The following is a 26,741-nucleotide window of genomic DNA, read 5'->3' as shown; positions in this document are numbered from 1 at the left end:
TGAAACAAAATTCTAATGCAAAAAATAGCTCTCGAACTTCAAATTCAAACTTTACCAGACGGCCCCGGTGTTTATCAGTATTATGATAAGGAAGGCAAAATCTTGTATGTAGGTAAAGCCAAGAATTTAAAAAAACGAGTTTCTTCTTATTTTAATAAAATTCACGATACGGCAAAAACCAATGTGCTGGTTAAGAAAATTGTAACCATAAAACACATTGTGGTTCCTACAGAGACTGATGCGCTTTTGCTGGAAAATAATTTGATAAAAACTCTTCAGCCACGTTATAATGTGTTGTTGCGGGATGATAAAAGTTATCCGTGGATTTGTATCAAGAAAGAACCTTTTTCGAGAATATTTTCTACTCGAAGAATGGTCAAAGACGGTTCGGAATATTTTGGACCTTACACCAGTTTTAAAACGGTTCATACGATTTTAGATTTAATCAAAGAATTGTATCCGCTTCGAACATGTAATTATGATTTGAGTGAATCGAATATTGAAAGTGGTAAGTTTAAGGTTTGTCTCGAATTTCATATTGGCAACTGTAAAGGACCTTGTGAAGGCTATGAATCATTAGAAGATTACCAAAAACAGATTAGTGCTATTCGAGAAATTCTGAAAGGGAATTTTAAAGATAGCATGAAAGATTTCAAAAAGTTAATGATGGATTTGGCACAGCAAATGCATTTTGAAGAAGCGCAAAAAATAAAAGAAAAGATAGAGATTTTAGAGAATTATCAGTCGCGTTCTACGATTGTGAATCCTAAAATTACCAATATTGATGTGTTTTCTATTGTTTCTGACGAAAGTGCCGCTTATGTCAATTTTTTACAAATTTCCCACGGTTCGATTATTCGTTCGCATACTATGGAAATCAAGAAAAAATTAGATGAAACCGATGAAGAATTATTAGAATTAGCAGTAATAGAATTGAGAGAACGATTCAAATTATTATCGAAAGAAGTAATTGTGCCTTTTGCAGTTGATTTAGGTGAAAATATAAAAGTTACCGTCCCACAATTAGGAGATAAAAAGCAAATTTTAGATTTGTCTATTCGAAATGCTAAATTTTATCGCATCGAACAACTAAAGCAATTACAAATTGTAGATCCTGATAGACATACCAATAGAATTATGGCGCAAATGAAAAAAGATTTGCATTTGCCAGTGGAACCAAGACATATTGAATGTTTTGATAATTCGAATATTCAGGGAACAAATCCAGTTTCGGCATGTGTGGTTTTTAAAGATGGAAAACCCAGTAAGAAAGATTACCGTCATTTTAATATAAAAACTGTCGAAGGTCCTAATGATTTTGCTTCGATGGAAGAAGTGGTTTATCGTCGTTATAAACGATTGTTAGATGAAGAGCAGTCTTTGCCACAATTAATTATTATTGATGGTGGTAAAGGGCAGTTGTCATCGGCATTGAAAAGTATAGACGATTTAGGTTTGCGAGGAAAAATCAGCATAATTGGTATTGCTAAAAGATTAGAAGAGTTGTTTTATCCGGGCGATTCGGTTCCGTTGTACTTGGACAAAAAATCAGAAACCTTGAAAGTGATTCAGCAATTACGAAATGAGGCACATCGTTTTGGAATTACACATCATCGGGACAAAAGAAGTAAATCGGCGTTGAATTCTTCGATAGAATCGATTCCGGGAATTGGCGAAAAAACGATGTTAACATTGATTCAGCATTTTAAAAGTGTTAAAAGATTGAAATTGGCAACAGAAAAAGAAATTTCTGACGTTGTAGGAGTATCAAAAGCCAAAAAAATTACCGATTTTTACAGAACCACAGCGAATTGATTTAAGTACAGGTGTTTAATGTCAAAAATGAAGACTGTTTTTATGAAAAAATATATCCTTTTATTGCTTGTTTTCTTTAGCGGCCTGACTCTATTTTCGCAAAAAAAAGATAGACCAAAAATAGGATTGGTTTTAAGTGGTGGGGGTGCGAAAGGATTTGCTCATATTGGAGTGATTAAAGTTATAGAAGAGGCTGGAATTAAGATTGATTACATTGGCGGAACTAGTATGGGAGCGGTTGTTGGCGGTTTGTATGCTGTGGGTTACAATGCGGCACAACTCGATTCGATTTTTAAAGCAACTAATTTTGACGAATTATTAAACGATTATATTCCCAGAGAAACCAAAAATTTTTATGAGAAAAGAAATGATGAGGTTTACTCGGTAGTTTTGCCATTTAATAAGTATAAAATAGGAATTCCGGATGCACTTTCTAAAGGCTTGTATAATTTTAATTTACTGAGTCGGATTACAAGGAATGTTAGACATCTAAGGGATTTTAATAAGTTACCAATCCCCTTTTTATGTATAGGTTCGGATATTGAAACGGGAGAGCAGGTAGTTTTAGATAAAGGTAATTTGGCAAGAGCCATGATTGCTAGCTCTGCATTTCCGTCTTTGTTTTCTCCAGTGGAATATCAAGACCGATTTTTAGTAGACGGAGGTGTTGTTAATAATTATCCTATAGATGAGATTAGAAAATTAGGTGCTGATATTATTATTGGAGTTGATGTGCAAAACGATTTATTGGACAGAAAATCACTCAATGATGCTACAAAAATTTTAGTTCAAATTACCAATCTTCATTCTATCGATAAGATGAAGGAAAATGTTTTAAAAACAGATATTTATATTCGACCTGATATTAGAGATTATGGAGTAATGTCTTTTGATAGTGGTCAGAAGATTTTAGGTAGAGGGGAAGAAGCTGCTTTTTCTGTTTTTGAACGCTTAAAACAATTAGGAGTAAAGTCTAAAAATTATAAAAAGCCAAAATTAAAAAATCAAGTTGATAGTTTGCAAATTGTAAATATCAATTGCAATAACTTAAAAAATTATACTAAGGAATATGTTTATGGTAAATTAAGATTCAAACCAGATTCTAAAATTAGTTATGGCCAACTGCAAACAGGAATTAATAACTTAAATGCAACACAAAATTTTAGCGCTATCGATTATTCATTTGAGGATAATAATGGGAAAGACAATTTGAATTTGGAATTAAAAGAGAATCCAACGAATACTTACTTGAAATTTGGATTGCATTATGATGGTCTTTATAAAAGTGCTGTCTTGGTGAATTTAACACATAAGAAAACATTTTTTAAAAATGATGTCACTTCTCTTGATGTCATTTTAGGGGATAATTTCAGGTATAATTTTGATTATTATATTGAGAACGGTTACAATATTAGTCTTGGTTTTAAGTCGTATTTAAATCAGTTTAATCGAAATATTGAAGGACAGATAAGTAATTTAAATTTTGATGATTTAGGGGTGAAAAGCTTAAATGTAGATTTGTTTGATTTGACTAATCAATTGTATTTTCAAACCTTATTTGCACAGCGTTTTTTGGTTGGAGGGGGTGTAGAATATAAATATTTGAATATAAATTCAGGAACCTTAAATGTAGATCCTGTAATCGATAAAAGTGATTATGTGAGTGTTTTTGGGAGGTTTAATTTTGATTCTATGGATGATAAATTTTTTCCAAGAAAAGGCTGGAGTTTTTCAGGAGATATGCATTCTTATCTTTTGTCTTCTGATTACACAAAAGAATTTATGCCGTTTTCAATTGCAAAAGCAAATTTTGGATTCGCTTTTCCTTTGTTTAGATCATTTGCAGCTAAAATTCAAACAGAAGCAGGATTTTCGATAGGCAATAAAAGCGTGTCTTTTTTTAATTTTATTTTGGGAGGATTCGGCTATAATGTGGCAAATAATTTCAGTCATTTTTACGGCTATGACTTTTTGAGTTTAGGAGGTAATAGCTATATCAAATCCACTTTGACCTTAGATTGGAAAATCTTTAAAAATAACCATATCAATTTTACGGCTAATTATGCTAATATAGGAGATGATATTTTTGAAACAGTTGATTGGATTTCGGTACCAAAAAATTCGGGTTATGCTATAGGTTATGGCTTAGAAACTATTTTAGGTCCAATTGAAATAAAACGAAGCTGGTCGCCAGAAACTAATAGTAGTTATACCTGGTTTAGTGTTGGATTTCCTTTTTAATACCTAAAAACAAAAAATCAAAGAAAATAATAGTAGGCTAAAAGTCGCGATTTTTGTCAAAAGTCGCGACTTTTTTTAGTTAACAAAAGGTCTTTGAGCCAGAAATAATTGGCTTTTTGATTTTTGATGTAAAAGTAAAATTAACACTTTAATTTTTTATTACTGTTTTTTTTATGATATGTAAAAAAAAACAGCTAGGCTTCCGAATCTTATTTTAAAATTATGTTAAACTGTATTTTTACTATAGAAATCGCATTTTCTTGCCGTATCTTTGTCATATCAAAACAAAAGGGGTGGTTTCCTTTTGGTTTATATAAATTTAATAATTTATAATTTTTTGGTTGGTTAATAGCATAAAAACTCAGTCATTATTTGACTGAGTTTTTTTGTTTTAATATATTTGGAACAAAATTTGCAAACTGAATCAATAAAAAAATATAGTAAATTATGAAAAAGATAATACTACTCTCATTATTGATTTTAACTACCAGCTTTGATTCTCATGCTGATGACTCATACAATGTAGGTGAGTGGTTTAAATTTCGTATTCATTACGGATTTGTCAATGCTGGATATGCTACTCTTGAGGTAAAAGATGCTACCGTAAATAACACAAAAGTTTTTCATGTTGTAGGTAAAGGTTATACTACTGGTTTGTCGCGCTTTTTTTTCAAAGTTGCAGATACTTATGAAAGCTATATTGATAAAAATACAGGAAATCCATATCAATTTGTTAGAAAGATTGATGAGGGAGGTTATACTAAAGATCAGGAAGGTTTTTTTAATCAATCAGCTAATGAAATAAAGGTGAAAGATTATAAAAGAAAAACGGAAAAGACTTTTGTTGTTCCTAAAAATACCCAAGACATATTGTCGGCTTTTTATTACCTGCGAAATTATCCTACAATCGATACAATTAAGCCTGGAGGGTATATTGCAATTGATATGTTTTTTGATGAAGAAACCACAAAATTTAAGTTAAAATTTATAGGACGTGAAGATATTACAACTAAATTTGGGCTTGTGTCTTGTATGGTTTTTAAGCCTTTAGTGCAATCAGGACGAGTTTTTAAAGAACAAGAAAGTTTAACGGTTTGGGTTTCAGATGATGAAAATAGACTACCAATACGCATTAAGGCAGACTTAGCGGTAGGGTCACTCAAGGCTGATTTGGATGCTTTCAAAGGATTGAAAGGTTCATTTAAAATAAAGCGATAATGAATGTTAATGAGAATACAGCAAGTATTTTAAAAGATATAGAACAAAAATACGCATCCATTCATCAAAAAACGGATACGCAGTTAGAGGGTTTACTTTGGTCAAAACCTACTACTTACTGGGACTATATTCAAACGGATGTGTTGTTGAACTTGCAAATTCAAAGAACAGTACTTCCTGATGAAATGGTTTTTATTCTCTATCATCAAGTGAATGAATTAATATTCAAAATGATTCTTTGGGAGATGAATCAGATTTCTCACACTCAAAATATTCAAGCCGATTTTCTTATTGATAGATTAACCCGTATTAGCCGTTATTTTGATATGTTAACTACTTCTTTTACTATTATGGAAAATGGTATGGATGTAGATCAATATATGAAATTTAGAAATACACTCACTCCTGCTAGTGGTTTTCAAAGTGCGCAATACCGTTTAATAGAGTTTTGCACTACTGATTTGGTTAATCTCATTGATAGTCGTTTTAGAGCATCATTTGATCATACTATTTCGAATGAAAATGCGTTTGAAATCTTGTATTGGCAAGCAGCCGGAAAAGAAGAAGAAACGGGAAACAAAAGCTATACTTTAGAAGAATTCGAAAAAAAATATAAAGCTACTTTTCTGAATTATATGGAAGAGTATAAGTCCATCAATATTTGGCAAAAATACAAACAACTTTCAGCTCAAGATCAAGAATTACAAGCTTTGAAAGAAGCTATGCGTCATTTTGATTTTACAGTAAATATTACTTGGGTAATGCAGCATTTAAATGTAGCTATTAAGTATATTGATCAAAGTGGTATGGGTGATGGAGAAGCAACAGGAGGAAGTGACTGGAAAAAATACATGCATCCAAAGCATCAAAAAAGAATATTTTTTCCAGAATTATGGAGTGAAGCTGAATTAGCAAATTGGGGACAAGAATAAGATGTAGAATACAATAAATAGATACAGTTTGAAATACTTTTTAACAATTATAATTGCGATAACTTTAGTCGTATCCTGTAAAAAATCGGATCATGAAAATGAAAAGAAACAGTTAGTTGAAAAACTAAATCATAAAAAAGACAATTCTGATTTTGGATTTAATTTTGCCGACTTTAATGTTGTTCAGGATACTGTAAAAAAAGGAGATACTTTTGGGACAATTATAAACAAACAAAATGTTGGAGACCGAAAAATCTATGAGATTGTAAATAATATTAAAGACACTTTTGATGTGCGCACAATTAGACCTGATAAGGCGTACACCATGTTGCGGTCTAAGGATAAAACAAATAAACTACAGGTTTTTATCTATGAGCCAAACGACTTAACGTATTATGTTTTTGATTTGCGTGATTCGCTGGTAGTTGCACATAAAAAAGTTAGACCAGTAACTTATAAGCGCCGAGTGATTACAGGAGTTTTAAAGGGTTCTCTATCTGAAACTTTAACGAATTCAGGCGTAGAAGCGGCTTTGGCAAGTCAAATCACAAAAATTTATTCTTGGTCAATTGACTTTTTTAAATTAAAAAAAGGAGACCGTTTTGGTATTGCTTTTAATGAACGCTACATCAACGATTCTATTTATAATGGAGTTAGCAATATAGAAGGCGCTTTTTTTGAGTACAAAGGTAAAATCATGTATGCCTTTCCGTTTGTACAAAATCAGGTTTCAGGCAAAGTCGATTATTATGACGAAGATGGAAAAACAATGAAAAATCTTTTCTTGAAATCGCCTATTAAATTTAGTCGAATTACTTCCCGATTTACAATGAACAGATTTCATCCCGTACAACACCAATGGAAAGCGCATAAAGGAACCGATTATGCTGCTCCTACAGGAACGCCTATTATGACAACGGCAACCGGAGTAGTCGAAAAAACAGGTTATACAGCAGGTAATGGAAACTTTGTAAAAGTAAAACACAATGGTACTTATGCTACTCAGTATTTACACATGTCAAAAATATTGGTGAGACGCGGTCAGCACGTAAATCAAGGAGATGTTATTGGTCGAGTGGGGAGTACAGGTTTAGCATCGGGGCCTCATGTATGTTATCGTTTTTGGAAAAATGGAGTACAGGTTGATGCATTAAAATTAAAATTACCTACTGGAACACCGATGGAGAGTGCAAACAAAGCGAGATTTATGAATACAATCGAACCTTTAAAACGGGAATTGGACAGCATCGGGAATTTATAGTTCAAAACATTGGTTTTTTAATCTGAAATTATAAGGGAGAAACAATTTATAGTGAATTGTTTCTCTTTTTTTATGCATAAACTGGTTGGCTTTTATAATTATATAGTTGGAATCTTTTCTGCAATTACAACTAATTTCAGTATTTTTACGACCAAATCTAAAACACTAAAAACTAAAATATAAATGGCGTTAAGTACTCTAAACCCAACTAAAACGGCTTCATGGACGAAGCTCGAAAAACATTTTGAACAATTACAAAGTGTTTCTATGCAGGAAATGTTTAAGCAAGACGGTTCAAGAGCAGAAAAATTCAGCATCCTTTGGAATGATTTTTTAATTGATTATTCTAAAAATATTGTCAATCAGGAAACAATGGCTTTGTTGCTTGAATTGGCTAATGAAATGGGACTTAAAAATGGGATTGAGGATTATTTTGAAGGAGGAATAATCAATCAAACTGAAAATAGAGCAGTACTTCATACTGCATTAAGAGCTAAAGAATCGGCGGTAATTAATGTGAATGGAGTAAATGTAATTCCAGAAGTTTATGAAGTAAAAAATAAAATTAAAGGTTTTACTAACGAGGTTACTTCAGGAAAAAGAACAGGTTATACAGGGAAAGCCTTTACTGATGTAGTTAATATCGGTATTGGTGGTTCTGATTTAGGACCGGCAATGGTGGTTGAAGCTTTACAATATTATAAAAATAATTTGAATGTTCATTTTGTTTCCAATGTTGATGGGGATCATGTGAACGAAATCATTAAAAAGTTAAATCCGGAAACGACTCTTTTTGTTATTGTTTCTAAAACGTTCACTACTCAGGAGACTTTAACGAATTCTGAAACTATCAGAAAATGGTTTTTACAATCGGCTTCGCAGGAAGATGTAGCCAAACATTTTGTGGCAGTTTCTACTAATTTGCAAAAAGTAACCGAATTCGGAATTAATCCTGACAATGTATTTCCAATGTGGGACTGGGTTGGAGGACGTTTTTCACTTTGGAGTGCGGTAGGATTGTCTATCAGTTTAGCAGTAGGTTTTGATAATTTTGAAGAATTATTAAACGGAGCTAACGAAATGGACGAACATTTTAAAACAGCTGATTTTGATAAAAACATACCAGTAGTTTTGGCATTATTAAGCGTTTGGTATAATAATTTCTTTGGAGCAGAAAGCGAAGCTTTAATTCCGTACACTCAATATTTACAAAAGTTAGCACCTTATTTACAACAAGGAACAATGGAAAGTAACGGTAAAAGTGTGGGTCGTGATGGTAAAGCTGTAGATTATCAAACAGGAACCATTATTTGGGGAGAACCGGGAACGAATGCCCAACACGCCTTTTTTCAACTAATTCACCAGGGAACTAAGTTGATTCCAACTGATTTTATTGGTTATGTACAGCCGTTGTATGGCGATAACAATCATCACGATAAATTGATGTCTAACTTTTTTGCACAAACGGAAGCTTTGTTAAACGGAAAAGAGGAAGCAAAAGTTCAGGCAGAATTTGATAAACAAGGACTTTCGGCTGAAGCAGCTCAATTTCTTCTGCCATTTAAAGTTTTTGCAGGAAACAAACCTACAAATACATTCTTGATTCAGAAATTGACACCTAAATCATTGGGGTCGTTGATTTCTTTATATGAGCATAAGATTTTTGTGCAAGGATTCATTTGGAATATTTTTAGTTATGACCAATGGGGAGTGGAACTTGGAAAACAATTAGCTAATTCTATCTTGGACGAAATCAATACGAATGAAGTAAAAAATCACGATAGTTCAACTGCTTCTTTATTGAGCCATTTTTTAAGAAATAAATAACATTTAGCTTGTTTTGTTTAAGTGGTTGATTTTCAGTTGTTATTTAAAAAATAACTGATTTAAATGAATATAAACCTCATTCGCTTTTAGCGGAATGAGGTTTTTTTTATACCTTTTTTGTTTATATTTGTTAAAAAAAATATCAAAAACATGTACGAATTCATTCAAAAATTTCATTCAGGTTGGGCTTATTTAGCACTTTTATTATTAGTGGTTGCAGTGGTTAACGCTTTTGTAGGTTTAGCTTCCAAACAAGAGTTTACTGCTAAAGATAGAAAGATTGCAATTTTTGGATTAATAGGGACACACACACAATTATTAATTGGTTTGATTTTATATTTTGTTTCTCCACTTGGATTCACCTCTTTGGGGCAAATGTCAGACAAAATGTTAAGATTAACTTCTTTAGAACATCCGTTAATTAATATTATTGCGATTACTTTAATTACAATTGGTTGGTCTAAGCATAAAAAGTTAACTACAAGCGAATCAAAATTCAAAACCTTTTCTATTTTTTACGGATTAGGATTATTGCTTATACTAAGCAGGATTCCCTGGTCGTTATGGTTTAAATAAAAACTTAAAAAGTCCTTTTTAGGACTTTTTTTATCTGTTTTTTGTTTTAAATAGATTCGAACTAAAAAGTTAATATGAAAAAATCAATAACATTATTATTACTTCTTAGTGTAGTTTTTGTAAATGCTCAAAGTAGGGCTAGACAAAAAACTACATCAGCAAAAACTGTTTTGTCAAAATCATCTGTTTCAAAAGGAAATTCATCTAAGGATAGCTTGAATAAAGATAACAAAGCTTTTGCTTTTGTGGCTAAAAATGAAATAGTAAAAGATACGATTCAGAATGAAGTAGTAGGTAAACTAAAAGTGTATAAAAAAAGTGTTCATGCTTCTTATTATGCAGATAAATTTAATGGACAGCGTACTACAAGTGGAGTAAGATTCAGTAATAATGATTATACTGCAGCACATAAAAAATTCCCCTTTGGAACCAAACTGAAAATTACCAATGAGGCCAACGGAAAATCAGTTATTGTTGAGGTTATTGACAGAGGTCCATTTGTAAGATCAAGAGAAATTGATTTGACTAAAAGAGCTTTTATGGAAATTGCTAAAAACAAAGGATCGGGTTCTATGATAGTTACTATCGAAGAAATTGTTCAATAGTTTTTTACCAGTTTTTGTATGGATTTTTGCTTAAATACGAATTGTAATAGCGTTCATCATTCGTCACTTCTGCTCCTAACCAACTCGGTTTTTCAAACATTTCTGTTTCTGTTTGAAGTTCGATTTCGGCCATTTCTAAACCTTCATTTTCGCCGTAAAATTCATCCACTTCATAGGTGTGATTGCCCACTTTTACCTCAAAACGAGTTTTGTCGATTACTCCTTTTTCGCAAAGCAATAATAAATTTTCGGCTTCTTCTACTGGAATTTCTTTTTCCCATTCAAAACGAGACATGCCTGTTGTATTAGACCTGCCTTTTATGGTTAAATAAGCCTTGTTTTCTTTTATTCGAACTCTAACAGTGCGCTCAGGATTTGAGTTTAAATAGCCCTGGATAATGCGTTTTTTTGAAAAAGCTTCTTTTTTATAAGAATCTGAAGTGACTAAAAATTTTCTTTCTATTTCTAACATTTTTATGCAAATTAAAGTAAGGAGCTTTTTCAGCTGTTCGCTATGTCTTTTCTTTTAGGTCTGGGCTAATTAAGAGCTCCAAATGTATCAAATATTTAAGTGCAATTGATTTCATTTTGACAAATTGACCATAAATTTGTAACATGTCCGAAATGAATCCAAATAGAAAAATCATACACATCGACATGGATGCTTTCTATGCTTCCGTGGAGCAAATGGACAATCCCGAACTTCGTGGAAAGCCCCTTGCTGTAGGAGGTTCAGAAAACCGAGGTGTTGTTGCTGCGGCGAGTTATGAGGCTAGAAAGTTTGGTGTGCGGAGTGCTATAAGTGGTGTCTTGGCGAAGAAATATTGTCCAGAACTTATTTTTGTGCGACCACGATTTGAGCGTTATAAGGAAATTTCGACTCAAATTCATAAGATTTTCCGTGATTATACTGATTTGATAGAGCCGCTTTCGCTTGACGAAGCTTATCTGGATGTAACCCAAAATAAAAAAGGAAATCCAAGTGCTAGTTTATTGGCTCAAGAAATCCGCAACCGTATTTTTAATGAGATAGGACTAACAGCTTCTGCGGGAATTTCGATCAATAAATTTGTTGCCAAAATTGCCAGTGATTACAATAAGCCCAATGGGCAAAAAACGGTGACTCCTGATGAAGTGATTCCTTTTTTAGAAGTGTTGCCTATTCGAAAATTTTATGGTGTGGGGAAGGTAACGACCGAGAAAATGTACCAATTGGGGATTTTTACGGGATTGGAATTAAAAAGTAAATCTTTGGAATTTTTGGAAAAACATTTTGGGAAATCTGGGAGTTATTATTACTATGTGGTGCGTGGGATTCATAATAGCGAAGTGAAATCAAGTCGCATTGCAAAATCAGTTGCTGCCGAACATACTTTTGATGTTAATCTTTCTTCCGAAATTTTTATGTTGGAACAATTGGAACTCATAGCCAATAGCTTGGAACGAAGACTTAAAAAGCACAATGTTTCTGGAAAAACGGTAACCCTGAAAATAAAATATAGTGATTTTACTCAGCAAACACGAAGCAAAACCTTGCAGTATTTTATTGCCGATAAAGGATTGATTCTGGAAACAGTAAAAGAATTATTGTATCAGGAACGAATGAAAGATTCGGTTCGTTTGCTCGGAATTTCGATGAGTAATTTAAATACCGAAGTAAAGAAAGCGGTTGTCGCAGTACAGTTAAAATTCGATTTTTAATTTTTCTTTTTTAATGAGTTTATTAAGCAATCGAGACTTAATTTCTTAATGGTTTTTACATAAAAAGAAACCCTTCTTTTTGAGAAGGGTTTGAATTTGATATTTATTTTGCAATTATTTTTTACTTGAAAGTTTAGATAACAATCTTAGGAATTCAATGTATAACCAAACTAGGGTGATCATCAATCCCATAGCGCCAAACCATTCCATGTATTTAGGCATTCTTTGTTGTACTCCTTGTTCGATTCGGTCAAAGTCTAAGAATAAGTTTAAAGCGGCAATTACAATTACAAAAACACTGATTCCAATGCTCATCATTGAGTTTCCGTAGTGTACAGGCTGATAACTTGTAAACATTGAAACTAACCAGGAGATTAGGTAATAAGTAGCAATGGCTAATGTTGCAGCCACCACAACCGATTTGAATTGCTCTGTTACTTTTACAATCTGGAACTTATAAAGTCCTAAACAAACCGCAAAAGTTACAAAAGTAGCTCCTACCGCCTGAATGACAATTCCGGGATATTGTGCTTCAAAAATAGCAGAAACTCCTCCGATAAATAATCCTTCAAACAAGGCATAACCCGGAGCTAAATAACCCGAATATTGTGGTTTGAAAGCAGAAATTACTACCAAAACTAAGCCTACAATGGCGCCACCAATTGCTGGCACAATAGGATTCATACCATTAAATGTCATCCACCAAATAACCATTGCCGATGCCGTAAGCAACAAGAATAGTAAAATGGTTTTGTTAATGGTTCCTGAAAGTGTCATGTCTTGGTCGTAACCAATAACTGTTGCTTCATGAACTTGCTCTGCTTTAGATGTAGGCGAGAAGCTTTTATTGTTTAAAAAAGGGTTTTTAGATTTAAAATTCATAATAGATTTCATTTTATGTTAGCCAAATATAAAAGATATTTTTCAAGATTGCTGTTTAATTCTTCTTAAATTTTTTGAAAGCAATTTTTTATAAATTAAGATTATACAAATAGCTAAAAAGAAGTATTGTATTACTTATTTTAAAAGTGTTAGTGTGTTTTAATTTATTACTTTTTTGTTTCTTTTTATTCTTTTGTAATGTGTTTGACGAAGATTTTTATCTCCAGAAATGATGCTGATATTTCCATCAATTTCCAGCATTGCCAACTTTACATCTGAGAAATGTTCGATTCCATGTTCCCGAATGGCTTCTTTTAATTCATTAGAAGTAATGTTTAATTTACTCAATGTTTTGAAATACATTTGACCGTTGTGGATTAATATTTCTGGTTTTTCTTGTATAAAGGCACTGAATTTCGGAAACATAAATATTAATTTTTTTAAAGTGAAATTGATAATAAATAGTACTGCAGCTGCAGCTAAACCACCAAAAAGGCTCACGTTGTTTCCTACCATCGCATTTTGAACTGAGTTGCTAATTAGTAGAATCAAAATAACATCGGCAGTATTTAGTTGAGATAATTCTTTCTTGCCAAACATTCGGAGAGCGATTAACATAAATAGATATACAGAAGCACTTCGAATAATAATATCAAAATACGGGTTCATTTTTGTAATTTATTATGAGTTAAGAAATAATAAGTTTAAGTCGTGATTCAAATTAACAACAAATCTACATTAGAAAACAACAAATCTTCGTTTAGTTGATAAAACCAGACAGATTTTTAAGTTATAAAATATTTTGCTTTTCTCTCTTATATGCTTGATGTAATTAAATTTTGAACGAAAACAAGATGAGTTGATTGGAAAGCTAGGAAAATCTAAAGATTAAGTAAGAAAAATTATTGCAGAATTATAGTTTGGAATGTTTGTTAAAACAAAAAAATCCGTCTCGTTATTTAAACAAGACGGATTTTATATTTTGAAAAAAAAACAGCTTTTTTAGTTAATTTCAGAAACTCTCATAGTGTTTACCATTCCTTTTTCTGTAATAGGCATAGAAGCTAAATTGATGATGTAATCACCATTTACAACATGTCCTTTTTCTTTAGCGATTCTGTTAATGTCAGTTACTGTAGTATCTGTACTTTCTTCTTTATCGTAGAAATAAGTTCTAACTCCCCAAAGTAAGCTTAATTGTGTAAGGATTCTTTTGTTTGAAGTGAAAACTAAAATTTCAGCTGTGTTAGGTCTCCAAGCTGATAATTGGAAAGCAGTATAACCACTGTTAGTCATTGTAGAAATAGCTTTTGCCTCAATAGAGTTAGCCATAGTTGCTGCATGACGACAAATTGTTTTAGTGATAAAACGGTTTGTTTTGATTTGTGGTGTGTTTTGTGGAACTTGGATTAGTGGAGAGTTTTCTACCGCTTCCAAGATTTGAGTCATTTTTTGAATTACTTGTACTGGGTAATTTCCAGCAGCAGTTTCTCCAGAAAGCATCACAGCATCAGCACCATCCATTACTGAGTTAGCTACGTCATTTACTTCGGCTCTGGTAGGAGTCAAGCTAGTGATCATAGTTTCCATCATTTGTGTAGCTACAATTACTGGGATACGAGCAGTTTTAGCTCTGCGAATCAAGTCTTTTTGTACCAATGGTACTTCGTGCGCAGGAAGTTCAACTCCTAAGTCTCCACGAGCTACCATTAAAGCATCACAATAAGCAACAATTTTATCCATGTTTTCTAATGCTTCTGGCATTTCGATTTTGGCAATAATTGGAATTTTATTTTCAGCGTGTTCAGCAATTAAGTCTTGAAGATCTTTTAAATCTTGTGGTGTTTTTACAAACGAAAGTGCAATCCAGTCTACTTTTTGCCCAATAGCAAAAATAGCATCTGCGATATCTTTTTCAGTCAAAGCTGGAAGAGAAATTTTAGTATTAGGAAGGTTAACTCCTTTTTTAGATTTTAATTCACCACCTTGGATTACTTTAGCAACAACTTCAGTTTTCTTGTCAGTAGATACAATTTCGAAAATTAATTTTCCGTCATCTAATAAGATTCTTTCGCCTGGATTTACATCGTTTGGAAAGTTTTGGTATTTCATGAAAACTCTTTCGGCAGTACCTACAATGTCTTCAGCAGTAGTGAAAGTGATGATATCGCCGTCATTAACAACAACACCGTCATTCATCATTCCAACACGAAGTTTTGGTCCTTGTAAGTCGGCAAGTATCGCTGTAGTATAACCAAACTCTTCGTTTAGATCACGAATAATTTGGATTCTGTTTTCTACATCGGCATAATCAGCATGAGAGAAATTAATTCTAAATACGTTTACACCTGCTTCAACCATGTCCTTTATGATTTCTCTTGTGCTGCATGCAGGCCCAAGGGTAGCCACAATTTTAGTTTTTTTGTTTGTAGTAATCATTTGCATTAAAAAATTAGATTGTTTTTAGATTTTATTTGTTTTGTTTCAACAATATAGACTGTTGTTATGTTGTCTATAGTATTTAATATCGTTTTTATTTGATTGACATCTATGCTGTCATCGGTATTGTCTATTTTTAAAAAATAATCCGCTTTTTTAAATTCAGGCAATAGATACACTTTTGTCGAAATGCCTTCAGTCGAATTTGAAAATAGGTCTTGAACTTGGTCGTTTTTTTCTTGAACGACTTCGTTTTTATTTTGAACTAAATTCCAAGCTACCGTATTTTCTTCGTCATAAAAATAAAATCTCGAAAATTTTGTTTCTCCTTCTTTGATATTTATTTGAACTTCATCAGCACTCTTCGCTAGATTTATAGGAAGTTTTTGATTGATAAAATATGCCAATCGGTAATCTTCTAAAGAAGTATGAATTGCGATAAGATTGTAATCAATTTCATCAAATTCGTCAAGACTTAATTTATGAATAGCCATCTTCATTAAAAATAAAGATGTAAATATACTATTTCTATCGAAGTTTAAGTGTCGAAAATATAATGATTTCGTTAAATTTAAAACGAAAACGTTGTAGTTTTGAGGAATTTAGTGTTATTTCTTGCTCATTTTTTCTTGAAATACAAAATAAGCACGTTGAGAGGCTTTTTCTTCGGCTTTCTTTTTAGAAGTTGCTCTTGCTTTTGCAATTACTTTTTCGTCAATGCTCAATTTAACTCCAAACAGACGTTGTCCATCTATAGCGTTGTCCTCAAAAATGTCATAATGAAATTGTTTTTTTTCTTTTTGACACCATTCGATAATTAAACTTTTGTAGCTTATTACCTTTCCTTCGAGTCTTGAAATATCAACATAAGGAATGATTACTTTTTGCTGAATAAATTTTTCGCAAAAAGCATAGCCTTTGTCCAGATAGATTGCTCCAATAAGAGATTCGAAAATATTTCCATGTATGTTTTCGCCAAAATGCTGTACGGGAACTTTGCTTTCTACAAAGCGAATTAGGTCTAAGTCTTTTCCTAATTCATTCAAATGTTCTCTACTTACAATTTTAGAACGCATTTTAGTAAGGTAGCCTTCATCGCCGTATGGTGCTTCGTTAAATAAGTGCGCAGCAATAACAGAGCTCAACATAGCATCTCCTAAAAATTCCAAACGCTCATAACTAATAGGGTTGCCGGTAGAATCCACTTTTCCAGAAGAGCGGTGGGTAAAGGCTTTCTGGTAATGAATTAATTTACCAGGAGGGAAGCCAAGGATTTTTTGGATAGCATCAAAAAAAATCCCGTCTTCTTGAGAACGGGATTTTGTAAATATTTTTTTGAATATACTCATAGTATAAAATTAGAATCCTAATTTTTTTACTAATACACAAGCATTGTGACCTCCAAAACCAAAAGTGTTACTCATAACTACGTTCATTTCTCTTTTTTGAGCTACGTTGAAAGTGAAGTTTAACTTTGGATCTATTTTTTCATCATCTGTAAAATGATTGATTGTTGGAGGAACTATTCCGTGTTTTATAGATAGGATAGCAGAAATTGTTTCAATTGCTCCAGCAGCTCCTAATAAGTGACCTGTCATAGATTTTGTTGAATTCAAGTTCATGGTATAAGCATGTTCTCCAAAAACTTGTTCGATAGCTTTACTTTCGGCCATGTCTCCAAGAGGTGTTGATGTTCCGTGCATATTCACTCCGTCAACATCAGTTGGTTTTAAACCAGCATCTCTCAAACAGTTTAACATCACGTTTTTTGCGCCCAATCCTTCTGGATGTGGAGCTGTAATATGATGCGCATCTGCTGACATTCCACCACCACCAACTTCGCAATAAATAGTTGCTCCACGGGCTATGGCATGTTCGTATTCTTCAAGTATTAAAGCACCGGCGCCTTCACCTAAAACAAAACCGTCACGGTCTTTGTCCATAGGTCTGGAAGCGGTTTTTGGATCGTCATTTCGTGTCGAAAGGGCGTGCATCGCATTAAATCCTCCCATTCCAGCAATTGTTACTGCAGCTTCTGAACCACCAGTTACCATTGCATCTGCATGACCCAATCGAATGTAATTGAAAGCGTCAATAATGGCATTTGTTGATGAAGCACAAGCCGAAACGGTTGTGAAATTTGGGCCTCTAAAACCGTATTTAATAGAGATATGACCACCAGCTATATCGGCAATCATTTTTGGTATAAAGAAAGGATTGAATTTTGGTGTACCATCGCCAGCTGCATAATTAAGAACTTCTATTTGAAAAGTTTCTAAACCGCCAATTCCTGAACCCCAGATTACACCTACTCTGTCTTTGTCTAATTTTTCAAAATCGAAACCGGCGTCTTGTACGGCTTCCTCGGCTGCAACCAATGCATATTGTGCATAACGGTCCATTTTTCGAGCTTCTTTTCGGTCTATAAAGTCTTCAACATTGAAGTTTTTTACTTCGCAGGCAAAATGGGTTCTAAACTTTGAAGGGTCATAATATGTTATTGGAGCAGCTCCGCTAACTCCGTTAATAAGCCCGTTCCAATACTCCTCAATATTGTTTCCAATAGGAGTAAGAGCACCTAGGCCTGTTACAACAACTCGTCTTAATACCATATATTCTGTATTTTGTTATCTTTAAACAAACAAACCCCACGCTTTCTTTTGTGTTTTAGTACCTAAGAGCCATGGGTGTTGTATTATGTATAATGGATTGAAATTCAATCGTACTTTAAATTTGAAAAATAATAACACCCGATTTTTAATAAATTTGAGATTTTTAAAAATCGGGTGTGTGTGTATTATTTTTTAGCTTCTTCGATGTAAGAGATAGCTTGACCAACAGTAGCAATGTTTTCAGCTTGATCGTCTGGAATTTGAATGTCAAATTCTTTTTCGAATTCCATAATAAGCTCAACAGTGTCTAATGAGTCAGCTCCTAAATCATTAGTGAAGCTTGCTTCTGTTACAACTTCGTTTTCGTCAACGCCTAATTTGTCTACGATAATCGCTTTTACTCTTGATGCAATGTCTGACATAATCTTTAATTTTAGAATTTAATTGGTGGCAAAAATAAAAAACTTTATTTTAAAATAACCAATATGTTGATAAATGTGATGTCTAAAATAGAAAATAATTTTGAACAAAGACTTCCTAATACTATTTAATTTCGTTTTTTATTCTTTTTTTTGTGTGACTTAAACGAGATGAACTATGAAAAAAATTGTTGTTTTTGCTTCTGGATCTGGTACAAATGCTGAGAATATCATACAGCATTTCAAAGGAGGGGCTATTGGTAATGTAGTATGGGTTTTTACAAATAATGCAAAAGCAAAAGTAATTGACAGGGCTAAAAATCATGCTGTTCCTGTTGAGGTTTTTACAAAGTCAGAATTATATGAAAGTGATTTAGTACAAAAAATAAATGCCATTCAGCCGGATTTGATAGTTTTGGCAGGATTTTTATTGAAATTCCCCGATGCTATTGTTGCAGCTTACCCTGATAGAATAATAAATATTCATCCTGCGTTGTTGCCAAAATATGGAGGAAAAGGAATGTATGGTATGCATGTGCACAGAGCTGTTGTTGAAAATAAAGAAAAGGAAACAGGGATAACGATTCATTATGTGAATGAAAATTATGATGAGGGGACTATTATTTTTCAAAAGCAAGTGACGGTATTGACAACCGATACACCAGAGGTGGTTGCTGAAAAAATTCATGAATTAGAGCAAAAATATTTCCCCAGAGTTGTTGAAGATTTGTTAAAAGCTAAATCATAAATTTGGATTATCAAGTACATATATATACCGATGGAGCCGCAAAGGGAAATCCTGGTCCGGGTGGTTATGGGGTTGTTATGGAGTTAGTGGGAACTGCGCATAAAAAAGAATTCTACGAGGGTTTTCGTTATACTACTAATAATAGAATGGAATTATTGGCAGTAATTGTAGGATTGGAGAAACTAAAAAATCCAAATATGAAGGTTTTAGTAGTTTCAGATTCTAAATATGTGGTCGATTCAGTGGTTAAAAAATGGGTTTTAGGTTGGGAAAAGAAAGCTTTTGCAGCGAGAAAAAATGCCGATTTGTGGAAGCGATTTTTATTAATTTATAGAAAACATCAGGTTGATTTTAAATGGATAAAAGGACATAATAATCATCCTCAAAATGAACGTTGCGATGAATTGGCAGTGTTTGCTTCTAATCAAAAATCCTTGTCTATAGATGTTTTTTATGAGAAAGAAGAGGGTAAAATTTTATGATAATTTTGCCACTTTTAACTTTTGCAACTATGGAACTTATGAACTATCTTTGCATCTTTAATTTGAAATTCATAAAATGAATAAATTATTGATTGTTGGAACGGTCGCTTTCGACGCAATTGAAACCCCTTTCGGTAAAACCGATAAGATTTTAGGTGGAGCGGGTACTTATATAGGGCTTTCAGCAGCTTTTTTTAATTTACAATCAGCTATTGTATCTGTAGTAGGTGATGATTTTCCTCAAGAATATTTAGATTTATTGACCGATAGAAATATTGATATTTCTGGTCTTGAAGTGGTAAAAGGAGGTAAGACTTTCTTTTGGAGCGGTCGTTACCATAACGATTTGAATTCAAGAGATACATTAGATACTCAATTAAATGTTTTGGCAGATTTTCAGCCAAAAGTTCCTGAAAATTATAAAAATGCCGATGTAGTGATGTTAGGAAACTTACATCCATTAGTACAAAGCGGTGTTTTAGATCAATTGGAAAGCAAACCAAAATTAGTAGTTTTAGACACTATGAATTTTTGGATGGATTGTGCATTACCTGAATTGTTAGATGTAATTAAACGTGTTGATGTTATTACAATTAATGATGAAGAAGCGAGACAACTTTCGGGAGAATATTCTTTAGTGAAAGCTGCAGCAAAAATTCATGCTATGGGGCCTGAATTTGTAGTGATTAAAAAAGGAGAACATGGAGCGTTATTGTTTCATGATAGTCAGGTTTTCTTTGCACCGGCTTTGCCATTAGAGGAAGTTTTTGATCCAACAGGAGCTGGAGATACTTTTGCAGGAGGTTTTGCAGGATTTATTGCTCAGAGTGAGAATGTCTCTTTTGAAAACATGAAAAATGCGATTATATATGGTTCTAATTTAGCTTCCTTTTGTGTAGAGAAGTTTGGAACTGAACGAATGGTTAGTTTAGATAAACAAGAGGTTGTGTCTCGATTAAAGCAGTTTAAGTCATTGACACAATTTGATATAGAATTATAATGCTTTGAAGCCTCGGAAACGAGGCTTTTTTCGTTCAATGTCTAAATCTAACTGGATTTCTTAATCTAGGTTAATTGATGCAAAATAAAAAAGTTAGAACTTTGAAACTTAAAATAAGAAATATTAAAATCTATTATAATAGAGTTTAATAATTATAGAATAACACAAACACAACAAATATAACTACAATGAGCGACGCTTTAAAACATGAATGTGGAATAGCTTTAGTTAGACTACTTAAACCGCTTGAATTTTACAAAGAGAAGTATGGTTCTGCTTTTTACGGAATCCAAAAGATGTATCTTCTTATGGAGAAACAGCACAATAGAGGTCAAGATGGTGCTGGGCTTGCAAGTATAAAACTAGATGTTGAACCAGGTGAACGATATATTAGCCGTGTGCGTTCTAATCAGGCGCAACCTATTCAAGATGTTTTTGCTCAAATTAATGAGCGAATTAATGAAGAAATGGCGAATCATCCTGAATATGTAGATGATGTTGCGGCACAAAAAGCAAATATTCCTTACATAGGTGAGTTGTTTTTAGGGCACGTTAGATATGGTACTTTTGGTAAAAATAGTATTGAGAGTGTGCATCCTTTCTTGCGTCAAAATAACTGGATGCATCGAAATTTGATTTTGGCAGGAAATTTTAACATGACCAATGTTAAAGAACTTTTTCAAAATCTTATTGATTTAGGTCAGCATCCAAAAGAAATGGCAGATACCGTTACGGTGATGGAGAAAATTGGACATTTTCTAGATAATGCTGTAACTGATTTGTACCAAGAATGTAAAAATGAAGGGTATAATAAGCGTGAAGCTTCACCAGTAATTGCTGAAAGATTAGATATTGCCAGAATTTTAACCAGAGCATCTAAGAATTTAGATGGAGGTTATGCAATGGCAGGTCTTTTAGGTCATGGAGATGCTTTTGTTTTTAGAGATCCGGCAGGAATTCGTCCAGCTTATTATTATCAAGATGATGAAATTGTAGTTGTAGCTTCAGAAAGACCAGTTATTCAAACTGTTTTCAATGTTCCGTTTGATCAAGTAAAAGAAATTGATCCAGGAAATGCTTTGATTATTAAGAAAAGCGGATTGGTTTCTATGAAAGAAATTTTAGCTCCAACAGTTAAAAAGGCTTGTTCTTTTGAGCGAATTTATTTCTCAAGAGGAAGTGATGCTGAAATTTATCAGGAAAGAAAGAAATTAGGGAAATTGATATTGCCAGCAGTTCTTGAATCTATTGATCAGGATACTGATAACACGGTATTTTCTTATATTCCTAATACTGCTGAAACTTCTTTTTATGGATTAGTTGAAGCGGCACAGGATTTCTTAAATCAAAGAAAGAATAATTATATTTTAGCTAATAGAAATACTTTAACTGCTGAAACTTTACAGGAGTTATTAGCTGTAAAAATTAGAACTGAAAAAGTAGCTATTAAAGACGCTAAGCTTAGAACTTTTATTACAGAGGATAGTAGTCGTGATGATTTAGTTGCTCACGTTTATGATGTAACTTACGGAGTAATTAAGCCTACTGATAATTTGGTTATTATTGATGATAGTATTGTTAGAGGTACAACTCTTAAAAAGAGTATCATTAAAATGATGGATCGTTTGAATCCAAAACGAATTGTTATTGTTTCTTCGGCGCCACAGATACGTTTCCCTGATTGTTACGGAATTGATATGGCAAAATTAGAAGGTTTAGTTGCTTTTAGAGCGGCATTGGAACTTTTGAAAGAAAGAAACTTATATCATATTGTTGATGAAGTGTATGCAAAATGTAAAGCACAGGAAAGTTTCAAAGACACTGATGTAGTAAATTATGTAACTGCAATTTATGAGCCGTTTCAACCACAAGAGGTTTCGGATAAAATCGCTGAAATGTTAAGTTCACCAGAAATTAAGGCTGAAGTAAAAATCATTTTCCAAACCGTGGAAGATTTGCATATTGCTTGCCCTAAAAATCTTGGAGATTGGTATTTTACAGGTGATTATCCTACGCCAGGAGGTAATAGAGTGGTTAATCGTGCTTTTATGAATTTTTATGAAGGTAAAGATGCGAGAGCTTATTAATTGATAATTTGAGTTATTTATCGGTTTTTTAGGTTGTTTGTCTTGAATATTTGTGCATAACTTATAACTAACATAACTTTGCTATACCATAATATTAGTAGGTTAAGTTTATGGTAGATTTGGGGCAAAAAAGGTGGAAGCAATTCCACCTTTTTTATTGGAATAAAGTCAAGGTTTCAGATTGCGGAGTTCAGATTGCAGAATTTAGATTTAGCAACTGACTAAAAAAAACAGATAAACATACTTTCAGGTCTATTGGTCTTTTATCTAAAAAGTCTTTTTTGTTAACTTGGTATTATATCCAGTTTCGGCTCCCCTCTCCTTTGGAGAGGGCTGGGGTGAGGATAAAAAAAATAGACGAACTACCTTTCGGCTGTTCGTCTATTCTCAATATTCTTTATTTTATGTTCTTATAGAAAGATTATTTCTCTAAAGCATATCTTCTAGATACTTCAGTCCAGTTGATTACATTGAAAAAAGCTTCAATATAGTCAGGTCTTCTGTTTTGGTAGTTTAAGTAGTAAGCGTGTTCCCAAACGTCCATTCCTAAGATTGGAGTTCCACCGCATCCAACACCTGGCATTAATGGATTGTCTTGATTTGGAGTTCCGCAAACATCTAATTTCCCTCCTTTTTGAACACATAACCAAGCCCATCCTGAACCAAATTGTGTAGCTCCAGCTTTGCTGAATTTAGCTTTGAATTCTTCAAATGATCCAAAAGCAGCTTCGATAGCAGCTAATAAATCTCCTGTTGGTTGTCCACCTCCGTTAGGAGTCATAACAGTCCAAAAAAGATTGTGATTGTAGAAACCTCCACCATTGTTACGAACTGCACCATTTGTTAAATCAAGATTAATCAAGATGTTTTCAATAGTTTTACCTTCCATATCGGTACCAGCAATAGCAGCGTTAAGGTTAGTTGTGTAAGCATTGTGATGTTTTGAATGGTGAATTTCCATTGTACGTGCATCGATATGTGGTTCTAGTGCGTCATACGCATAAGGTAATTGAGGTAATTCAAAAGCCATGATATTTTTTATTTAAAGATTTATAAAATAATTTATCCAAAATTAAACATTTAAGTTTGGAATTCGAAATACTTGTTCGTTAAATAAATTAAATAATGCGGTTTTTTGTTATTTTTAATGTTCAAAACACAATTGTTTTCGAATAACAATTATGTAGCTATTTACTTTAGGATTGTGCCATTGCCATGCAAATAATGCTGATTTTAGTTCCGGGGATTTTTAATAAGGCGTGTCCGCAGGCTTCAAGAGTGGCGCCTGTTGTGATTACATCGTCAATAATAACAAAGTGTTTGTTGTGGTCTTTCTCAGTAAAGTGAACATCAAAAATGGATTCTATGCCTTCACTTCTGCCTAAAAGATTCTTTTTAGATTGCGTTTTCGAATATACTTTTCGAAATAAAAGAGTTTCATTATAATTCAAATTTAATTTTTCAGCAAGAGATTGACCAAAAGTAGTCACCTGATTATAGCCTCTTTCTCTAAATTTTTTAGGATGTAAAGGAACTGGAATTATTTCATCGGCTTTTAAAGAGTTTAATGTTTCTTTTAAATCTTCGGTGTACCATTCACCTAAAAGTCTGCCTATTTCCTCGTGGCCTTTGTATTTTAAGTTGTGAATCAATTTTTGGACAATCCCTTTTTTATGGAAATATAGAAATGCTGAGGCATATTCGACAGGAATTCGACCATAAAACTTTTTAAAGGCTTCGTTTTCTGCTAATAAATGATGATTGGTAAGCGGAATATGGTGTCGGCAAACGGTGCAAATTACTTTTTCGTTGGCTAATAAAATCGCATCGCAACCAGAGCAGCTTTTTGGAAAAAATAGATTTAGGATGCTTTTTAACATGCGAAGTGGTTTTTATTCCTAAAAATATAAAAATCAAGGCTTCAAACTTTATTTTTTTTCTTTTTTTTAAATTCACTTTTTATATTTTTGCACCACTATGGCAAAACAAGAAGATATATTTAAGAATGTAGTTTCGCACGCAAAGGAGTACGGATTTATTTTTCCGTCAAGCGAAGTATACGATGGTTTAAGTGCAGTGTATGATTATGCACAAAATGGAGTGGAGTTAAAAAAGAACATCCGCGAATATTGGTGGAAAGCAATGGTTCAGATGAACGATAACATTGTGGGACTTGACGCAGCAATATTGATGCATCCAACTACCTGGAAAGCTTCAGGACACGTAGATGCTTTTAACGATCCATTAATTGATAATAAAGATTCGAAAAGACGATATAGAGCCGATGTTTTAATTGAAGATTATGCCGAAAAGCTTAATCAAAAAGCAGTTAAAGAAATCGAAAAAGCAAAAGTTCGTTTTGGAGATGCTTTCAATGAAGCTGAATTTGTTGCTACAAATGCCAGAGTGGTTGAGTATAAAGCTAAAGAAAGAGCTATTTTAGAAAGAATGGCTCGTTCTCTAGGAAATGAAGATTTAGCTGATGTAAAAGCGTTAATAGAAGAATTAGAAATAGCTTGTCCAGAATCAGGTTCCAGAAATTGGACCGAAGTGCGTCAATTTAACTTGATGTTTGGTACAAAATTAGGTGCTTCTGCCGATTCAGCTATGGATTTGTATTTGCGTCCGGAAACGGCTCAGGGGATTTTTGTAAATTTCTTGAATGTTCAAAAATCAGGAAGAATGAAAATTCCTTTTGGAATTGCGCAAACTGGAAAAGCATTTAGAAATGAGATTGTAGCAAGACAATTTATTTTCCGTATGCGTGAGTTTGAACAAATGGAAATGCAGTTTTTTGTACGTCCAGGAGAAGAAATGAAGCACTACGAATTCTGGAAAGAAGCTCGTTTAAAATGGCATTTGTCTTTAGGTTTAGGAAGAGAAAATTATCGTTTCCATGACCATGAGAAATTAGCTCATTATGCTAATGCTGCTGCTGATATTGAGTTTAATTTCCCTTTTGGATTTAAAGAATTAGAAGGAATTCACTCCCGTACTGATTTCGATTTAAAAGCACACGAACAATATTCAGGTAGAAAACTGCAATATTTTGATGCCGAATTAAATCAGAATTACGTTCCTTATGTGGTGGAAACTTCAGTAGGATTAGACAGGATGTTCTTGGCCGTTTTTGCTACTTCTTTAAAAGAAGAAACTTTAGAAGATGGATCTACAAGAACAGTTTTAAAATTGCCTACAGTTTTAGCTCCAACAAAAGCAGCTGTTTTACCATTGGTTAAAAAAGATGGCTTGCCGGAAATTGCACATCAAATTATTGCCGATTTAAGATGGGATTTTAATGTGGCTTATGATGAGAAAGATGCTGTTGGTCGTCGTTATAGAAGACAAGATGCGTTAGGTACGCCATTTTGTATTACAGTAGATCATCAAACTGTCGAAGATCAAACGGTGACTATCCGACATAGAGATACCATGAAACAAGATCGTGTTAAAATTACCGATTTGAAATCAATTATTGAAAATGAAGTTTCAATGAAAAACTGGTTAATGAAAATGTAATTTTTTTTCAAACAAATAGCAAAAGGCTCTCCATTTTGGAGAGCCTTTTTTGTTTTTCTGCTGATTTATGTAAGTAATGACTTTAAAATTTAGGAGCTGGAAAAGAGGGGGTTGTGCCCTTGGTCGGATTTATTTACCCTTTATCAATTAGTATTTACACTTTATCGATTTCTATTGTTAACCAAATAAATGAATAAGTTAAATGTTTATTTTTAACCTATTAAAATGGTGCTTTTTTTGTTAAAAAATCATTTTTTTGAGTTAGTCATTTAGTTTCTGTATTTTTATGTCTTTAAAAACAGTCGTTATGGAAGTATTTGAAGGACAAAGCATACTAAACTTTATAAAAGAATTGCCAAATGATGAAGCTTGCAAAG

The 26,741-nt window shown here is 33.1% G+C and carries 24 protein-coding genes; 14 read left to right on the top strand and 10 right to left on the bottom strand.

From position 1 onward, the window contains the following. The first annotated feature begins 15 nt into the window (after positions 1-15). The 8 genes from uvrC (at position 16) to GTZ96_RS06350 (ending at position 10,475) form a co-directional block, all read left to right on the top strand. Positions 16-1,815: an excinuclease ABC subunit UvrC gene (uvrC, locus tag GTZ96_RS06385; RefSeq protein ID WP_161642037.1), complete on the top strand. Its 1,800-nt coding sequence runs from the start codon at positions 16-18 to the stop codon at positions 1,813-1,815. Positions 1,816-1,857: 42 nt separating this feature from the next. Continuing rightward, positions 1,858-4,056, top strand: a complete 2,199-nt coding sequence (locus tag GTZ96_RS06380; protein ID WP_161642035.1) for a patatin-like phospholipase family protein — start codon at positions 1,858-1,860, stop codon at positions 4,054-4,056. Positions 4,057-4,503: 447 nt separating this feature from the next. Continuing rightward, positions 4,504-5,274, top strand: a complete 771-nt coding sequence (locus GTZ96_RS06375) for a DUF3108 domain-containing protein (protein ID WP_161642033.1) — start codon at positions 4,504-4,506, stop codon at positions 5,272-5,274. Further along, positions 5,274-6,206 carry a tryptophan 2,3-dioxygenase family protein gene (locus tag GTZ96_RS06370; RefSeq protein ID WP_161642031.1) on the top strand — a complete coding sequence of 311 codons (933 nt, stop codon included), beginning with the start codon at positions 5,274-5,276 and terminating at the stop codon, positions 6,204-6,206. Before GTZ96_RS06375 ends, GTZ96_RS06370 begins: the two co-directional genes overlap by 1 nt. A 28-nt stretch (positions 6,207-6,234) precedes the next feature. After that, complete coding sequence (locus tag GTZ96_RS06365) at positions 6,235-7,467, top strand: peptidoglycan DD-metalloendopeptidase family protein (RefSeq protein WP_161642029.1); 1,233 nt, start codon at positions 6,235-6,237, stop codon at positions 7,465-7,467. A 183-nt stretch (positions 7,468-7,650) separates the two neighbouring features. Continuing rightward, the gene (pgi, locus tag GTZ96_RS06360; RefSeq protein WP_161642027.1) at positions 7,651-9,294 is read left to right on the top strand and encodes a glucose-6-phosphate isomerase; all 1,644 of its coding nucleotides are present in this window, start codon (positions 7,651-7,653) and stop codon (positions 9,292-9,294) included. Positions 9,295-9,444: 150 nt separating this feature from the next. Next, positions 9,445-9,870: a hypothetical protein gene (locus tag GTZ96_RS06355; RefSeq protein WP_161642025.1), complete on the top strand. Its 426-nt coding sequence runs from the start codon at positions 9,445-9,447 to the stop codon at positions 9,868-9,870. A gap of 74 nt (positions 9,871-9,944) precedes the next feature. Continuing rightward, on the top strand, positions 9,945-10,475 hold the full coding sequence (locus tag GTZ96_RS06350) for a septal ring lytic transglycosylase RlpA family protein (RefSeq protein WP_161642023.1): 531 nt from the start codon (positions 9,945-9,947) through the stop codon (positions 10,473-10,475). 4 nt (positions 10,476-10,479) lie between these two features. Here GTZ96_RS06350 and GTZ96_RS06345 read toward each other — a convergent pair whose 3' ends face one another. Next, complete coding sequence (locus tag GTZ96_RS06345) at positions 10,480-10,947, bottom strand: CYTH domain-containing protein (protein ID WP_161642021.1); 468 nt, start codon at positions 10,945-10,947, stop codon at positions 10,480-10,482. 143 nt (positions 10,948-11,090) lie between these two features. On the opposite strand from GTZ96_RS06345, the gene dinB reads away from it, so the two are divergent. Beyond that, positions 11,091-12,176 carry a DNA polymerase IV gene (gene dinB / locus GTZ96_RS06340; protein ID WP_161642019.1) on the top strand — a complete coding sequence of 362 codons (1,086 nt, stop codon included), beginning with the start codon at positions 11,091-11,093 and terminating at the stop codon, positions 12,174-12,176. Between the two features lie 114 nt (positions 12,177-12,290). Here the strand turns inward: dinB and GTZ96_RS06335 are convergent, their stop codons facing one another. The 7 genes from GTZ96_RS06335 to GTZ96_RS06305 all read right to left on the bottom strand — a co-directional run bounded on the left by GTZ96_RS06335 (position 12,291) and on the right by GTZ96_RS06305 (position 18,531). Next, positions 12,291-13,058, bottom strand: coding sequence for a Bax inhibitor-1/YccA family protein (locus GTZ96_RS06335; RefSeq protein ID WP_161642017.1), 768 nt, complete (start codon positions 13,056-13,058; stop codon positions 12,291-12,293). 159 nt (positions 13,059-13,217) lie between these two features. Next, positions 13,218-13,727: a DUF421 domain-containing protein gene (locus GTZ96_RS06330; RefSeq protein WP_161642015.1), complete on the bottom strand. Its 510-nt coding sequence runs from the start codon at positions 13,725-13,727 to the stop codon at positions 13,218-13,220. A 333-nt stretch (positions 13,728-14,060) separates the two neighbouring features. Next, positions 14,061-15,494: a pyruvate kinase gene (pyk, locus tag GTZ96_RS06325; RefSeq protein WP_161642235.1), complete on the bottom strand. Its 1,434-nt coding sequence runs from the start codon at positions 15,492-15,494 to the stop codon at positions 14,061-14,063. A gap of 8 nt (positions 15,495-15,502) precedes the next feature. Then, positions 15,503-15,991 carry an IPExxxVDY family protein gene (locus tag GTZ96_RS06320; RefSeq protein ID WP_161642013.1) on the bottom strand — a complete coding sequence of 163 codons (489 nt, stop codon included), beginning with the start codon at positions 15,989-15,991 and terminating at the stop codon, positions 15,503-15,505. A gap of 114 nt (positions 15,992-16,105) precedes the next feature. Next, on the bottom strand, positions 16,106-16,846 hold the full coding sequence (locus tag GTZ96_RS06315; RefSeq protein ID WP_161642011.1) for a ribonuclease III family protein: 741 nt from the start codon (positions 16,844-16,846) through the stop codon (positions 16,106-16,108). Positions 16,847-16,855: 9 nt separating this feature from the next. Continuing rightward, positions 16,856-18,109: a beta-ketoacyl-ACP synthase II gene (fabF, locus tag GTZ96_RS06310; RefSeq protein WP_161642009.1), complete on the bottom strand. Its 1,254-nt coding sequence runs from the start codon at positions 18,107-18,109 to the stop codon at positions 16,856-16,858. Positions 18,110-18,294: 185 nt separating this feature from the next. Then, positions 18,295-18,531, bottom strand: coding sequence for an acyl carrier protein (locus tag GTZ96_RS06305; protein WP_007137004.1), 237 nt, complete (start codon positions 18,529-18,531; stop codon positions 18,295-18,297). 175 nt (positions 18,532-18,706) lie between these two features. Between GTZ96_RS06305 and purN the strand changes: the two genes are divergently transcribed. The 4 genes from purN to GTZ96_RS06285 all read left to right on the top strand — a co-directional run bounded on the left by purN (position 18,707) and on the right by GTZ96_RS06285 (position 22,845). Then, positions 18,707-19,276 carry a phosphoribosylglycinamide formyltransferase gene (gene purN / locus GTZ96_RS06300; protein ID WP_161642007.1) on the top strand — a complete coding sequence of 190 codons (570 nt, stop codon included), beginning with the start codon at positions 18,707-18,709 and terminating at the stop codon, positions 19,274-19,276. A gap of 2 nt (positions 19,277-19,278) precedes the next feature. Continuing rightward, complete coding sequence (gene rnhA / locus GTZ96_RS06295; protein ID WP_161642005.1) at positions 19,279-19,758, top strand: ribonuclease HI; 480 nt, start codon at positions 19,279-19,281, stop codon at positions 19,756-19,758. A gap of 76 nt (positions 19,759-19,834) precedes the next feature. After that, entirely contained in the window at positions 19,835-20,758 is a 924-nt protein-coding gene (locus GTZ96_RS06290; protein WP_161642003.1) for a PfkB family carbohydrate kinase, read from the top strand. A 188-nt stretch (positions 20,759-20,946) separates the two neighbouring features. Beyond that, entirely contained in the window at positions 20,947-22,845 is a 1,899-nt protein-coding gene (locus GTZ96_RS06285) for an amidophosphoribosyltransferase (RefSeq protein ID WP_161642001.1), read from the top strand. A 421-nt stretch (positions 22,846-23,266) separates the two neighbouring features. Here the strand turns inward: GTZ96_RS06285 and GTZ96_RS06280 are convergent, their stop codons facing one another. Then, positions 23,267-23,875: a superoxide dismutase gene (locus GTZ96_RS06280; RefSeq protein WP_161641999.1), complete on the bottom strand. Its 609-nt coding sequence runs from the start codon at positions 23,873-23,875 to the stop codon at positions 23,267-23,269. Positions 23,876-24,041: 166 nt separating this feature from the next. Continuing rightward, positions 24,042-24,725 carry a ComF family protein gene (locus GTZ96_RS06275; protein ID WP_161641997.1) on the bottom strand — a complete coding sequence of 228 codons (684 nt, stop codon included), beginning with the start codon at positions 24,723-24,725 and terminating at the stop codon, positions 24,042-24,044. Positions 24,726-24,822: 97 nt separating this feature from the next. Between GTZ96_RS06275 and GTZ96_RS06270 the strand changes: the two genes are divergently transcribed. Beyond that, positions 24,823-26,364 carry a glycine--tRNA ligase gene (locus GTZ96_RS06270; RefSeq protein WP_161641995.1) on the top strand — a complete coding sequence of 514 codons (1,542 nt, stop codon included), beginning with the start codon at positions 24,823-24,825 and terminating at the stop codon, positions 26,362-26,364. Positions 26,365-26,741: the final 377 nt, after the last annotated feature.

The organism is Flavobacterium undicola (genome assembly GCF_009909155.2).
Lineage (GTDB): Bacteria > Bacteroidota > Bacteroidia > Flavobacteriales > Flavobacteriaceae > Flavobacterium > Flavobacterium undicola.
The sequence above is the reverse complement of the archived record's forward strand: the minus strand, read 5'-3'. Positions and strand labels throughout refer to the sequence as shown.

Excerpts from the sequence above, each read along its gene's own strand:
- fabF (WP_161642009.1), bottom strand. The coding sequence starts at position 18,109 with ATGGTATTAAGACGAGTTGTTGTAACAGGCCTAGGTGCTCTTACTCCT.
- GTZ96_RS06375 (WP_161642033.1), top strand. The coding sequence starts at position 4,504 with ATGAAAAAGATAATACTACTCTCATTATTGATTTTAACTACCAGCTTT.
- GTZ96_RS06380 (WP_161642035.1), top strand. The coding sequence starts at position 1,858 with ATGAAAAAATATATCCTTTTATTGCTTGTTTTCTTTAGCGGCCTGACT.
- GTZ96_RS06320 (WP_161642013.1), bottom strand. The coding sequence starts at position 15,991 with ATGGCTATTCATAAATTAAGTCTTGACGAATTTGATGAAATTGATTAC.
- GTZ96_RS06350 (WP_161642023.1), top strand. The coding sequence starts at position 9,945 with ATGAAAAAATCAATAACATTATTATTACTTCTTAGTGTAGTTTTTGTA.
- GTZ96_RS06285 (WP_161642001.1), top strand. The coding sequence starts at position 20,947 with ATGAGCGACGCTTTAAAACATGAATGTGGAATAGCTTTAGTTAGACTA.
- GTZ96_RS06315 (WP_161642011.1), bottom strand. The coding sequence starts at position 16,846 with ATGAGTATATTCAAAAAAATATTTACAAAATCCCGTTCTCAAGAAGAC.
- GTZ96_RS06345 (WP_161642021.1), bottom strand. The coding sequence starts at position 10,947 with ATGTTAGAAATAGAAAGAAAATTTTTAGTCACTTCAGATTCTTATAAA.
- GTZ96_RS06270 (WP_161641995.1), top strand. The coding sequence starts at position 24,823 with ATGGCAAAACAAGAAGATATATTTAAGAATGTAGTTTCGCACGCAAAG.
- GTZ96_RS06280 (WP_161641999.1), bottom strand. The coding sequence starts at position 23,875 with ATGGCTTTTGAATTACCTCAATTACCTTATGCGTATGACGCACTAGAA.
- GTZ96_RS06355 (WP_161642025.1), top strand. The coding sequence starts at position 9,445 with ATGTACGAATTCATTCAAAAATTTCATTCAGGTTGGGCTTATTTAGCA.
- GTZ96_RS06305 (WP_007137004.1), bottom strand. The coding sequence starts at position 18,531 with ATGTCAGACATTGCATCAAGAGTAAAAGCGATTATCGTAGACAAATTA.
- GTZ96_RS06275 (WP_161641997.1), bottom strand. The coding sequence starts at position 24,725 with ATGTTAAAAAGCATCCTAAATCTATTTTTTCCAAAAAGCTGCTCTGGT.
- GTZ96_RS06370 (WP_161642031.1), top strand. The coding sequence starts at position 5,274 with ATGAATGTTAATGAGAATACAGCAAGTATTTTAAAAGATATAGAACAA.
- GTZ96_RS06290 (WP_161642003.1), top strand. The coding sequence starts at position 19,835 with ATGAATAAATTATTGATTGTTGGAACGGTCGCTTTCGACGCAATTGAA.
- GTZ96_RS06335 (WP_161642017.1), bottom strand. The coding sequence starts at position 13,058 with ATGAATTTTAAATCTAAAAACCCTTTTTTAAACAATAAAAGCTTCTCG.
- pgi (WP_161642027.1), top strand. The coding sequence starts at position 7,651 with ATGGCGTTAAGTACTCTAAACCCAACTAAAACGGCTTCATGGACGAAG.
- GTZ96_RS06330 (WP_161642015.1), bottom strand. The coding sequence starts at position 13,727 with ATGAACCCGTATTTTGATATTATTATTCGAAGTGCTTCTGTATATCTA.
- purN (WP_161642007.1), top strand. The coding sequence starts at position 18,707 with ATGAAAAAAATTGTTGTTTTTGCTTCTGGATCTGGTACAAATGCTGAG.
- dinB (WP_161642019.1), top strand. The coding sequence starts at position 11,091 with ATGTCCGAAATGAATCCAAATAGAAAAATCATACACATCGACATGGAT.
- uvrC (WP_161642037.1), top strand. The coding sequence starts at position 16 with ATGCAAAAAATAGCTCTCGAACTTCAAATTCAAACTTTACCAGACGGC.